The sequence below is a fragment of the Actinotalea ferrariae genome (assembly GCF_019733465.1).
Taxonomy (GTDB): domain Bacteria; phylum Actinomycetota; class Actinomycetes; order Actinomycetales; family Cellulomonadaceae; genus Actinotalea; species Actinotalea ferrariae_A.
On sequence record NZ_JACVQL010000349.1, the window covers coordinates 1 to 11,762 of the forward strand.

Consider the following 11,762-nt stretch of genomic DNA (forward strand, 5'->3'; position numbering starts at 1 on the left):
GTGCAGGACGACGCCGGGCTCGCCGGCGAGCTCGCAGCGCTCGCCGCCCTCGTTCACGGCAGGGCGGCCGACGCGGCCAACCCGGGCGGCCCCGTGACCGCGAGCGGGGTCGCGACCGCCGTGCCGCGCGTCGTGGCCGAGCTGCTGCGGTGAAGGAGCCCGTCGACGCCGCGCTGCTCGAGCGTGCGCGGGAGCTCGGGTCGGGTCCGCGGCGGCTGCTCGGCATCACCGGGCCGCCCGGTGCGGGCAAGTCGACGCTCGCTGCGGCGGTCGCCGCGGCGCTCGGTGAACGCGCCGTCCTCGTGCCGATGGACGGCTTCCACCTCGCCCAGGCCGAGCTCGTCCGGCTCGGCCGCGCGGACCGCAAGGGCGCACCCGACACGTTCGACGCCGCGGGGTTCGTCGCGCTGCTCGCGCGCCTGCGCCGTGCCGGTGGGTCGGGCGGTGACGAGACGGTCTACGCGCCGACCTTCGACCGCGCGCTCGAGGAGCCCGTGGCCGGCGCGATCCCCGTCGGGCCGCACGTGCCGCTCGTCGTCGTCGAGGGCAACTACCTCCTGCACGACGACGGCCCGTGGGCGCGCGTCGCGCCGCTCCTGGACGAGGCCTGGTACGTCGAGGTGGACGACGACGTGCGGCGCGAGCGGCTCGTCGCGCGGCACGTCGCGTTCGGCAAGGAACCCGCGGCCGCCCGGGCGTGGACCCTCGGCCCGGACGAGCGCAACGCCCGGCTGATCGCCGCGGGCCGCGGACGCGCGGATCGCGTCGCCCGGCTCTGACCCGTCGTCGGAGTGCCGCAGGATGGGTCACGTCCAGCCGCCACCGGAGGAGTGCCCGTGCCCGATCAGCCCCTGACCGCCGTCATCGACCTGGACCTGCCCGGCCCGACCATCAGCCGGCACGTCTACGGCCACTTCGCCGAGCACCTCGGGCGTTGCATCTACGGCGGCTTCTGGGTGGGCGAGGACTCGCCCGTGCCCCACGTGCGCGGCATCCGCACCGACGTCGTCGAGGCGCTCCGGGCGCTGCGCATCCCCAACCTCCGGTGGCCGGGCGGCTGCTTCGCCGACGACTACCACTGGCGCGACGGGATCGGTCCGCGGGACGAGCGCCCGCGCATGGTCAACTCGCACTGGGGCGACGTCGTCGAGGACAACTCCTTCGGGACGCACGAGTTCATGGACCTGTGCGAGCTGCTCGGCGCCGAGCCGTACGTCAACGGCAACGTGGGCTCGGGCACCGTCCGCGAGATGAGCGAGTGGGTCGAGTACCTGACCCGCGGCGACGACTCGCCGATGGCGGCGCTGCGCCGGGCGAACGGCCGCGACGAGCCGTGGCGGGTGCCGTTCTTCGGCATCGGCAACGAGCCGTGGGGCTGCGGCGGGAACATGGCGGCCGAGCACTACGCGCACCTCGCACGCCAGTACGGGACCTACGTGCGCGACCACGGCGGGAACACGGTGACCCGGATCGCCGCGGGCGCGAACAGCGACGACTACGCGTGGACCGAGGCCCTCATGCGTGCGGTCTCGTGGCTCGGCTGCGCGCGCGACCCGCGCGGGTTCTTCCAGGCGATCTCGCTGCACTACTACACGATCAACGGCTCGTGGGAGGAGAAGGGCGCCGCGACGCGGTTCGACACCGACGACTGGTACGTCACCATGCTGCGCGCGCGCCGCATGGAGGAGATCGTGCGCGGGCACGTCGCCGTCATGGACGCGTACGACGCCGGGAAGCGGATCGGCCTCGTCGTCGACGAGTGGGGCACGTGGTGGGACGTCGAGGAGGGCACGAACCCCGGCTTCCTGTACCAGCAGAACACCCTGCGCGACGCCCTCGTCGCGAGCGTCCACCTCGACACCTTCCACCGGTTCGCCGACCGGGTCGTCATGGCCAACATCGCCCAGACGGTCAACGTGCTGCAGGCGATGATCCTCACGGACCCGGAGTCGGGCGCCCTGGTCCTGACGCCGAGCTACCACGTGTTCGAGATGAACACGGGCCACCACGACGCGTCGGCGCTCGCGGTGCACCTGAAGGGCGAGGCCCCGACGCGCGAGGTCGAGGGGCGACCGCTCGAGCTGCTGTCCGTCTCGGCGTCGACAACCGGCGACACCGCGCTCGTGTCGCTGTCCAACCTCGACGCCGACGAGCCGCGGACGCTCGTCCTGGACCTGCGGGGCCGGGACGTGACGGGGCACTCGGGCAGGCTGCTCACGGCGGCCACCCTGCAGGCCCACAACACGCCCGAGGACCCGGCCGCCGTCGCCCCCGTGCCGTTCGGCGGCGTCCGGCCGCACCCACGCGGGCTCGAGGTCGAGCTCCCGGCGCACTCGTACGTCACGGTGTCGCTCGCGCTCGCCTGACCGCACGGCGGTGAGGTGGCGAGGCGGGCACGATGCCAGACTGACGCCGTGCCCGTGACCGCCTTCCCCGCCCGTGCCGTGATCGACCTCGCGGCGATCAGGTCCAACGTCGCCGCGCTGCGTGGGACCGCCGGGTCGGCCCAGGTCATGGCCGTCGTCAAGGCGGACGCGTACGGGCACGGCCTCGTGCCCTCCGCGCGCGCGGCGCTCGCGGGCGGTGCGACGTGGCTCGGCGTCGCGCAGCTCGAGGAGGCGCTCGCGCTGCGCGCCGCGGGCGTGGACGCGCCCGTGCTGTGCTGGCTCTACGCGCCCGGCGCGCCGCTCGGCCGGGCCGTCGAGGCGGGCGTCGACCTGTCCGTGTCCGCGGGCTGGGCGCTGGTCGAGGTGGTCGACGCCGCGCGTGCGACTGGCCGGACGGCGCGCATCCACGTCAAGGTCGACACCGGGCTCGGTCGGGGCGGCGCCATGCCGCGCGAGCTCGAGAGCCTGCTCGACGCGGCGCTCGCGGCGCAGGCCGAGGGGACGGTCGACGTCGTCGGGCTCTGGTCGCACCTCGCGTGGGCCGACGCGCCGGACCACCCGACCGTGCTCGCGCAGGCGGCGGTGTTCGACGAGGCCGTCGCGCTCGCGGAGCGGCGCGGGGCGCGGCTCGAGGTGCGCCACCTCGCCAACTCCGCCGCGACGCTCACGAACCCCGCCATGCACTACGACCTCGTGCGGCCCGGGATCGCGGTCTTCGGCCTGTCCCCGGTGCCGCAGCTCGGCGGACCCGAGGCGTACGGGCTGACGCCCGCGATGCGGGTCGAGGCGGAGCTCGTGCTCGCGAAGGTGGTCCCGGCGGGGCACGGGGTCTCGTACGCGCACGCCTACGTGACCGCCGCGGAGACGGTGCTCGGCGTCGTGCCCCTCGGCTACGCCGACGGTGTGCCCCGGCACGCGTCGGGCGGCGTGGACCGCTGGGGCGGGCCCGTCCAGGTCGGCCGACGTCGCCTCGGCATCGCCGGTCGCGTGTGCATGGACCAGTTCGTGCTCGACCTGGGGCCCGACGCGACCGAGGTCGCGGGGGACCGGGTGGTCCTCTTCGGCTCGGGCGCCGACGGCGAGCCGACGGCCGAGGACTGGGCCGCCGCGGCGGGCACCATCTCCTACGAGATCGTCGCGCGGCTCGGCGCACGCGTGCCGCGCACGTACACGGGCGGCGACGAGGGCGGTGCAGCACGCGACACGGCGTCGAGCGGCCCGGAGCAGGGCGGCCCGCAGCAGGGAGGCACGGCATGACGACGAGCACGGTGACGCTCGCGGACGCGGACGCGATGCGCGAGTTCGGCCGCGCTCTGGCCGGCGTGCTGCGCGCGGGCGACCTCGTCGTCCTCACCGGCCCCCTCGGCGCGGGGAAGACGACCCTGACCCAGGGCCTGGGCGCCGGCCTCGGCGTCCGCGGGCAGGTCGCGTCGCCGACGTTCATCATCGCGCGCGTCCACCCGTCGCTCGTCGGCGGTCCCGCCCTCGTGCACGTGGACGCGTACCGCCTCGGCTCGCTCGAGGAGCTGGACGCGCTCGACCTCGACGCCGGCCTCGAGGAGTCCGTGACGGTCGTCGAGTGGGGCGAGGGGCTCGCCGAGGTGCTGTCCGAGGACCGCCTCGAGATCGTGCTCGAGCGGCCCCACGGCGGTGCGCCGGGCGGTGACCCGGACGCGGACCCGGAGGCGGGCGAGCGGACGCTGCGGCTGCGCGCGGTCGGGCCGCGCTGGGACGGCGTCGACCTCCCGGGCTGAGCCGCCACGGCCGCCCTCGCCTCCTGGGAGGATGTCCCCGTGCCGCTCCTCGCCCTGGACACCTCCGCAGACATCGCCGTGGCCGTCGTCGACGACGCGGGCACGGTGCTCGCCGAACGCCGCGTCGCCGAGCAGCGGCGCCACGCCGAGCTCCTCGCGCCCCTCGTCGTCGAGGCGCTCGCCGCCGCCGACGTCGACCGGCGCGCGCTCACGGGTGTCGTGGCCGGGACGGGGCCCGCCCCGTTCACGGGCCTGCGGGCCGGCCTGGTCACGGCCCGGTCGCTCGCCTTCGCGCTGGGCGTCCCGGTCCACGGCGTGTGCTCGCTCGACGCGCTCGCGGTCCAGGCCTACGCGGCCGGAGCACCGGCCGACGCCGAGGTCGTCGTCGTCACGGACGCCCGCCGCCGCGAGGTCTACACCGCCCGCTACCGCCTCGGTGCCGACGACGTCGACGTGGTGGACCCGCCCGCCGTCATGCGTCCCGAGGACCTCACGCCGCGAGACGGCACGCCGCCCGCCGTGGTCGTCGGTCCTGGCCTGCGCGTGCACGCCGACCGCCTCGCGCTCACCCCGCCCGACGGCGCCCCGGTGGTCGACGCCGTCGACGCGGGCGTGCTGGCGCGTCTGGCCGTCGTGCGGCTCGGTCAGGGGCGGTCGCTGCCGACCGAGCCCCTGTACCTGCGCCGCCCCGACGTCATGCCCGCGGCCGCACGCAAGCGCGCGACCGGATGACCGCCGACACCGGGCCCGGGGCGCGTGACGACCGGACGGGCTCCGTCGTGCCGGGGCGGTCCGGCGGGTCCGGACGGTCCGTCCGCGCGCTCGCGGACGCCGACGTGCCGCGCCTGGTCGAGCTCGAGCGCGAGCTGTTCGGCGCCGGGGCGTGGAGCGCCGCGATGCTGCGCGACGAGCTCGCCGCGCCGGGCCGCTGGTACGTCGGCGTCGACGGCGACGTCGAGGGCGAGGGGGCCGGGGACGACGGCGCCGACGCCGGCGCCCGCGCTGACGTCGGCGGCTCGGGGTCGGAGCTCGTCGCGTACGCGGGGCTGTGGTTCGACGGCGACACCGCGACGGTCATGACGCTCGGAGTCGCGCGCCGGGCGCAGCGGCGCGGTCTGGGCGGCGTCCTGCTCGAGGCGCTCGTGGCGCGCGCGCGGGAGCTCGGCGCCGATGCGCTGCTCCTGGAGGTCCGGGTCGACAACGATCCCGCGATCGCGCTCTACCGCCGCGCGGGGTTCGAGGTGCTCGGCCGCCGCCGGCGCTACTACCAGCCGGAGGACGTGGACGCCTTCACCATGCGGCTCGTCCTGGGTCCCTCCGCGGCCACCTACCCTGGTCACCATGGCTGACGCGCTCGTCCTCGGCATCGAGACCTCGTGCGACGAGACGGGCGTCGCGCTCGTCCGCGTGACCGACGAGGGCAGCGAGCTGCTCACCGACGTCGTCGCGAGCTCGATGGACGAGCACGCGCGCTTCGGCGGGATCATCCCCGAGATCGCCTCGCGTGCCCACCTCGAGGCGATGGTGCCGACCCTGACCCGCGCCCTCGAGCAGGCGGACGTCGACCTCTCCCAGGTCGACGCGGTGGCGGTCACGGCCGGCCCCGGCCTGGTCGGGCCGCTCACCGTCGGTGCCGCGGCGGCCAAGGCGCTCGCCGTCGGGCTCGACCGGCCGCTGTACGGGGTCAACCACGTCATCGGCCACGCCGCCGTCGACGAGCTCGTCCACGGCGCGTTCCCCGAGCGCGTCATGGCGCTCGTCGTCTCGGGCGGCCACTCGTCGCTGCTGCTGGTGGACGACGTCGCCACGGACGTCACCGAGCTCGGGCACACGCTCGACGACGCCGCGGGGGAGGCGTTCGACAAGGTCGGTCGTCTGCTGGGCCTGCCGTACCCGGGCGGCCCGCACATCGACCGGCTCGCGCGCGAAGGGGACCCGACGGCGATCCGCTTCCCGCGCGGCCTGACCGCCGCCAAGGACCAGGCCCGGCACGCGGACGACTTCTCCTTCTCGGGGCTCAAGACGGCCGTCGCGCGGTGGGTCGAGGCGCGTCAGGACGCCGGTCAGGAGATCCCGTTGAACGACGTCGCCGCGTCGTTCGCGGCCGCGGTCGCGGACGTCCTCACGGCCAAGACGATCGCGGCCTGCCGCCGGCACGACGTCGACACGCTCGTCATCGGCGGCGGCTTCTCGGCGAACTCCCAGCTGCGTGAGCTGGCGGCCGAGCGGTGCGCGGAGGCGGGCATCACGCTCCGCATCCCGCCGATCCGCTACTGCACGGACAACGGCGCGATGATCGCGGCGCTCGGGGCCGCCGTCGTGCGGCGCGGCGTCGCGCCGTCGTCGCTCGACCTGCCGGTCGACTCCTCGATGCCGCTCACGCAGGTCACCGTCTGACCTGACCCGTCGGCAGGGCGGCAGCGGCGCTCAGCCCAGCGCGCGCCAGGCGCGCGAGCCGAGCACGAAGGCGACGGCGGCGACGAGGACGAAGATGACCACGCCCTGCCACGTGAACGTCGACTCGACGGCGATTCCGTCGGCGCCGCTCGTGAAGACCGTCTCGGCGCCGAACGGGTAGCGCGTCACGGTGCCGCCACCGAGCGCCTCGAGGGTGTCGAGCGTGCCGAACGCGTAGGCGAACCCGAGGTAGACCAGGAAGGCGACCGCGAGACCGGCGGCGACCGCTCCTGCCGTCCAGCGCGGCACGCGGCGGCCGAGGTGGGCGCGGTAGCCCTCCGCGAGCACGAGCGGGTGCCCGAGGTCGCGCACGGCCTGGCGCATGCCGACGTCGGCCGCGGCGGACGTGAGCTCGCCGCGCAGGTCCCGCACGATCTGCTTGGCCTCGCGACCCGGGTGGTCCTGCAGGTGCCACGACAGGCGCGTGAGGAACCACTCGCGGCGGACGACGTCGCGGGCCGGCGGGTTCGTCGACCGGGGCGCGGTGTCCGCGGTGCCGGTCGTCCTGGATGTCTCGGCGTTCATGACGACTCCTCGGTGGTCGGGACGGGGGCGCGATGCACCACGGCGCGGACGGTCGCGGAGAGCGCGGTCCACCCGCGCAGCGACGAGGCGAGCTCGGCGTCGCCGTCGGGCGTCGGGCGGTAGTACTTGCGCGCGGGCCCGGAGGACGACGGCACGAGGCGCGACGCGACCAGCCCTTCGCGCTCGAGCCGCGTGAGCACCGGGTAGACGGTGCCGGGAGCGATGTCGTCCAGGCCGTCGGCCTGCAGGCGGGTGACCAGCTCGTACCCGTACGACTCGTGCTCGGCGAGCAGGAGCAGCACGAGCATCGGCAGCACACCCTTGAGCAGCTGCGGGTCACGCGCGGTCGGGCTCACGAGTACGAGGCTAGACCCAGTACTCGCTATTGCCAACTACCAGTTTTCGACGACCCCTCAGACCGGCTTGCCGGCTCGCATCTCCTCGACGAGCGACGCCACGACCGCGTCGAGCTCGCCGCCGTGGCGACGGGCCACGGCGCGCTGCCGCTGGTACCCGGCGCCCTTGCGCAGGATGGTCCGCACGCCGTCGAGCTCCTCGGTGCAGCCGAGCCGCTCCGCCACCGGCTCGAGGTCCACGAGCATCTTCCCCACGGCGTCCGTGACGAGCTCCTCGTCGCCGCGCGAGTCGAGGATGATGATCGCGTCCATGCCGTAGCGCGCCGAGCGCCACTTGTTCTCCTGGGCGAACCACGGCTGCAGGCGCGGCAGCTCCTTGCCCTCGTCGAGCATCGTCGAGAAGTGCTCGACCAGGCAGTGGATGACGGCTGCGAACGACAGGACCTCGGCGAGGTTCGACGCGCCGTCGCAGATCCGCACCTCGAGGGTGCCGAACCGCGGCGACGGGCGCAGGTCCCAGCGGATCTCGTCGAACTGGTCGATCACGCCGGTGTGCATCATGTCCGCGGTGTACGCCTCGAGCTGGTCCCAGCGGTCGAACTGGAACGGCAGGCCTGCCGTGGGCAGCTGCTGGAACATGAGCGCGCGGTTCGACGCGTAGCCGGTGTCCTTGCCGCCCCAGAAGGGCGACGACGCGGAGAGCGCCTGCAGGTGCGGGAAGTACGTGAGCACGGCGCGCAGGATCGGCAGCACCTTCTCGCGGTCCTCGATGCCCACGTGCACGTGGACGCCGTAGATGAGCATCTGCCGGCCCCACCACTGGGTGCGGTCGATGAGCGTCGCGTAGCGCTCCTTGTCCGTCACCTTCTGCTGCGCCCACCGCGCGAACGGGTGGGTGCCCGCGCACATGAGCTCCACCCGCAGCGGGTCGGTGACCGCGCGGATCTCGTCGATGCTCGCCTGGAGGTCGCGTCCGGCCTCGGCCACGGTGCGGCACACGCGCGTCGCGATCTCGACGGTGTTGAGCAGCAGCTCCTGGCGGATCGTCGGGTGCTCGCCCCCGTCCGGCGGGGCGACGGCGTCGAGCACCGTCTGGGCCACCTGCCGCAGGTCGCCGGAGTCCGAGTCCACGAGCGCGAGCTCCCACTCGACGCCGAGGGTCGAGCGCTCGGAGCGCGCGAACGGGATCTGCATCAGACCGGCTCGACGAGCAGCACCTGCTGCGCGCCCCCCACGCGGGTCAGGACCACGGTCGCCTCGGCGTCGCCCCGCAGGTCGAGCTGCTTGCGCAGCTGCTCGGGCACGACGGCGGTGCCGCGCTTCTTGATCGTCAGGCGGCCGACGCCGCGCTCGCGCAGCGCGGTGCGCAGCCGCTTGAGCCCGAACGGCATGACGTCGAGCACGCGGTAGGCGGTGCTCACGGCACGGACGTCGAGGAGGCCGGGCTCGGACTCGTCGGCCCGGGGGGCGAGGTGGTCGGAGGTCACGTAGGCAATGGTGGGGTCGAGCAGGCGGCCGTGCACCCGCTCCGCGACGAGCGACACGAGACCGGACCGGATCACGGCGCCGTCGGGCTCGTACAGGTAGCCGCCCGGCGGGCCGACGTCGGCCGTCGGGACGCCGTCGGCCGGGGCGCGCAGCTGCGCGGCGCTCTCGCCGCGCAGCACGAGCGCGGTGCGACCGGGCCCGTCCGGGGCGAGCGGCCCGAACCACAGGCCTGCCTCGACGACGTCGCCGTCGACGGAGACCCACTGCGCCTCGGCGTCGTCCGGGACGGCCGTGTGGGGGATCGCCGGGCCGACCTTGACACCCAGCGCGGGCACGCGGTGCCGCACCGCGAGCACGTCGTCGAGCGGGGGCGTGTAGGCGGCGGGGTCGTGGCGGCGGCGCCCGCCCGCGGTCCGCCGGGCGGGGTCGGCGAAGGCGCCGTCGACCCCGTCGCCCACGAGGTCCAGGCCGAGCCCGTCGACGTGCCGCACCTCGGCCTCGGGGAAGTGGCGCAGGTTCACCGTGGCGACGGCCGCCGTGAGCTCGTCGACCTCGGCGGCGAGCACCGCGAGCCCGAGCGCCGAGAGCGCCATGGCGTCGCCCCCGATGCCGCACGTCAGGTCCGCGACCCGCGTGCACCCGGCCGCCATGAAGCGCTGCGCGTGCCGGGCGCCGACCGTGAGCCGCGTCGCCTGCTCGAGGCCGGCCGGCGTGAAGAGCATGCCGTCGGCGAAGTCGCCGAACTTCTCGCGCCCCTTGGCCCGCAGGCGCGACTGCGTCAGGGCGGCGGCGACCAGGACCGGGTCGACCCCCTCCTTCTGCAGCCGTTCGGAGAGCACCATGGCGAGCCGCTCGTCGTACGGCGGCAGCGCGCCCAGCAGCGCCCACCCGTCCGGGCTGAGCAGCAGCGAGAGCGAGCGTTCGTCCACGACGGCGATCCTTCCACGCGCGACGGCGGCAGCCGGCGGGTCGCACCGCCGCGGCACCTCACGGCCGCTCGCACGTCGTTGGCACTCGTGTTGACCGAGTGCTAACGACACGCATAGATTTCACCTGGCACTCCTCCCCGGAGGGTGCCAGCCGCACCGGGACCTGAAGGGTTGTCCGGCACCCGCGACGACGGGCAGCCCTGGGCCCCGCGGCCATGAACACGATCCGTTCCCACGAATGCGAAGGGGAGGTCCGCTGTGTCGGTCTCCATCAAGCCGCTCGAGGACCGCGTCGTCGTCCGCACGCTCGAGGCAGAGCAGACGACGGCCTCCGGTCTGGTCATCCCGGACACCGCGAAGGAGAAGCCCCAGGAGGGCGAGGTCCTCGCGGTGGGCCCGGGCCGGGTCGACGACAACGGTCAGCGCGTCCCGCTGGACGTCGCTGTCGGTGACACGGTCATCTACAGCAAGTACGGCGGCACCGAGGTCAAGTACTCCGGCGAGGAGTACCTCATCCTCTCGGCGCGCGACATCCTCGCGGTCGTCACCAAGTGAGCTGACCCCGTCGCCGTGCCGGCCCTCAGGGTGTGCGGCACGGCGACGGGCACACGTACGACGAAGCCCCGCACCGTCATGGTGCGGGGCTTCGTCGTACGTGTGGTCGTGCGTGCGCCTCAGGCGGACTTGCGCAGGCGGCTCGCCAGCACGGCGGCGCGCTCCTCCTCGGAGAGGCCGCCCCAGACGCCGTACGGCTCGCGGACGGCGAGCGAGTGCTCGCGGCACGTCTGCATCACCGGGCAGGTCGCGCAGATCGCCTTGGCCGCCTCGGCGCGGCGACGACGTGCGGAGCCCCGCTCGCCCTCGGGGTGGAAGAACAGGGTGGGGTCGGCCTCACGGCACTTGCCCTCGTACTGCCACTCCCAGAGGTCCATCACTGGACCGGGCAGTCGCGAGATCTCCGTCATGGGGTCCTCCTGGTGGTTCTCGGGTCGCTCCGCGGAGCGGGCCCCGGTGGCGGTCATCGCGTCGGCGATGTGCTCAACCTAGAACCGCGTCAGAAGTTGGTCAACCCTCTTGGTCAGACTTCTTCGTCGGCGGTGCGTGCGTGGGGCATCTTGTTCACTCCTGACCGGATCTGGAACAGTTCCCGCACCGGTCGTGCCCCGCTCGGCGGCTCTCGTGCGGCCCCGGCGCGGTGGCCGGACGCCGTCCCGCGGCGCGCGAAGTGGCGTACCGCGTCAGACATTGGGCACAATCGCGTCATGGTCATGGCGGGAGCCGACGCGAACGACAGCCGGACAGGAGCGCCGCAGTCATGACCGAGCCGGGCACCACCACCGGGCCGTCGCTGACGGTCGCGGCCGTGGCGCGTCGGCTCGGGGTCGCTCCGGCGACGCTGCGGACGTGGGACCGGCGCTACGGGCTCGGTCCGTCCGAGCACATGGCGGGTTCCCACCGCCGGTACTCGTCGAGCGACGTCTCGCGGCTGCTGGTCATGCGCCGGCTCACGCTCGAGGGCGTCGCTCCCTCGGAGGCGGCCCGCGCCGCGCTCACGAGCACCGAGGCCGTCGTGGCGCCCACCCCCGGGCCGACCACGACGGAGGTGATGGACGCCTACTCCGACGCGGTGCCGATGGCGCCGGACCCGGCGGCCCTGGTCTCTGCCGCGACGCACTTCGACAACGCGGCGGTCCGGTGGATGCTGGCGCGCGTGCACGCCCGTGACGTCATCGCGTGGTGGTCCGAGCTCGTGGCGCCCGCACTGCGCCTGCTGGCCGAGCGCGCGGTGCTCGAGCGTCCGGGCGAGAGCGCGGCGCCCGCGCTCGAGGCCGCCGCGTTCGCGGAGCTGCGCAGCCGGGCCGCGGT

General features: G+C 74.7%; 14 protein-coding genes. 9 read left to right on the top strand and 5 right to left on the bottom strand.

The window, feature by feature from the left end; genetic code table 11:
* Nucleotides 1-149: 149 nt before the first annotated feature.
* Genes ICW40_RS19500 through tsaD form a run of 7 tightly spaced genes read left to right on the top strand, consistent with a single transcriptional unit; the run spans nt 150 to nt 6,538 of the window.
* A complete protein-coding gene (locus ICW40_RS19500) occupies nt 150-779 on the top strand; it encodes a nucleoside/nucleotide kinase family protein (RefSeq protein WP_221655643.1) in 630 nt (209 codons plus the stop codon).
* A gap of 57 nt (nt 780-836) precedes the next feature.
* Entirely contained in the window at nt 837-2,366 is a 1,530-nt protein-coding gene (locus tag ICW40_RS19505; RefSeq protein WP_308121923.1) for an alpha-N-arabinofuranosidase, read from the top strand.
* 54 nt (nt 2,367-2,420) lie between these two features.
* Nucleotides 2,421-3,644 (top strand): alanine racemase, encoded by a 1,224-nt coding sequence (alr, locus tag ICW40_RS19510; protein ID WP_221655654.1) that lies wholly within the window; start codon nt 2,421-2,423, stop codon nt 3,642-3,644.
* Complete coding sequence (tsaE, locus tag ICW40_RS19515; RefSeq protein WP_221655644.1) at nt 3,641-4,141, top strand: tRNA (adenosine(37)-N6)-threonylcarbamoyltransferase complex ATPase subunit type 1 TsaE; 501 nt, start codon at nt 3,641-3,643, stop codon at nt 4,139-4,141. The genes alr and tsaE overlap by 4 nt, the downstream gene beginning before the upstream one ends.
* A gap of 39 nt (nt 4,142-4,180) precedes the next feature.
* A complete protein-coding gene (tsaB, locus tag ICW40_RS19520) occupies nt 4,181-4,873 on the top strand; it encodes a tRNA (adenosine(37)-N6)-threonylcarbamoyltransferase complex dimerization subunit type 1 TsaB (protein ID WP_221655645.1) in 693 nt (230 codons plus the stop codon).
* Nucleotides 4,870-5,490, top strand: coding sequence for a ribosomal protein S18-alanine N-acetyltransferase (gene rimI / locus ICW40_RS19525; protein ID WP_221655646.1), 621 nt, complete (start codon nt 4,870-4,872; stop codon nt 5,488-5,490). The genes tsaB and rimI overlap by 4 nt, the downstream gene beginning before the upstream one ends.
* Nucleotides 5,483-6,538 (top strand): tRNA (adenosine(37)-N6)-threonylcarbamoyltransferase complex transferase subunit TsaD, encoded by a 1,056-nt coding sequence (gene tsaD / locus ICW40_RS19530; protein ID WP_221655647.1) that lies wholly within the window; start codon nt 5,483-5,485, stop codon nt 6,536-6,538. Before rimI ends, tsaD begins: the two co-directional genes overlap by 8 nt.
* A gap of 30 nt (nt 6,539-6,568) precedes the next feature.
* Here tsaD and ICW40_RS19535 read toward each other — a convergent pair whose 3' ends face one another.
* Genes ICW40_RS19535 through ICW40_RS19550 form a run of 4 tightly spaced genes read right to left on the bottom strand, consistent with a single transcriptional unit; the run spans nt 6,569 to nt 9,896 of the window.
* Entirely contained in the window at nt 6,569-7,123 is a 555-nt protein-coding gene (locus ICW40_RS19535; protein WP_221655648.1) for a hypothetical protein, read from the bottom strand.
* Nucleotides 7,120-7,479, bottom strand: a complete 360-nt coding sequence (locus ICW40_RS19540) for a PadR family transcriptional regulator (RefSeq protein WP_308121924.1) — start codon at nt 7,477-7,479, stop codon at nt 7,120-7,122. Before ICW40_RS19540 ends, ICW40_RS19535 begins: the two co-directional genes overlap by 4 nt.
* A 57-nt stretch (nt 7,480-7,536) precedes the next feature.
* A complete protein-coding gene (locus ICW40_RS19545) occupies nt 7,537-8,673 on the bottom strand; it encodes a glutamate--cysteine ligase (RefSeq protein ID WP_221655649.1) in 1,137 nt (378 codons plus the stop codon).
* Nucleotides 8,673-9,896, bottom strand: coding sequence for a THUMP-like domain-containing protein (locus ICW40_RS19550; RefSeq protein WP_221655650.1), 1,224 nt, complete (start codon nt 9,894-9,896; stop codon nt 8,673-8,675). Before ICW40_RS19550 ends, ICW40_RS19545 begins: the two co-directional genes overlap by 1 nt.
* A 258-nt stretch (nt 9,897-10,154) precedes the next feature.
* Between ICW40_RS19550 and groES the strand changes: the two genes are divergently transcribed.
* A complete protein-coding gene (gene groES / locus ICW40_RS19555) occupies nt 10,155-10,451 on the top strand; it encodes a co-chaperone GroES (protein WP_221655651.1) in 297 nt (98 codons plus the stop codon).
* A gap of 119 nt (nt 10,452-10,570) precedes the next feature.
* Here the strand turns inward: groES and ICW40_RS19560 are convergent, their stop codons facing one another.
* Nucleotides 10,571-10,861, bottom strand: a complete 291-nt coding sequence (locus ICW40_RS19560; RefSeq protein ID WP_221655656.1) for a WhiB family transcriptional regulator — start codon at nt 10,859-10,861, stop codon at nt 10,571-10,573.
* 350 nt (nt 10,862-11,211) lie between these two features.
* On the opposite strand from ICW40_RS19560, the gene ICW40_RS19565 reads away from it, so the two are divergent.
* A partial coding sequence (locus tag ICW40_RS19565; RefSeq protein WP_221655652.1) for a MerR family transcriptional regulator occupies nt 11,212-11,762 on the top strand: 551 nt, incomplete at its 3' end.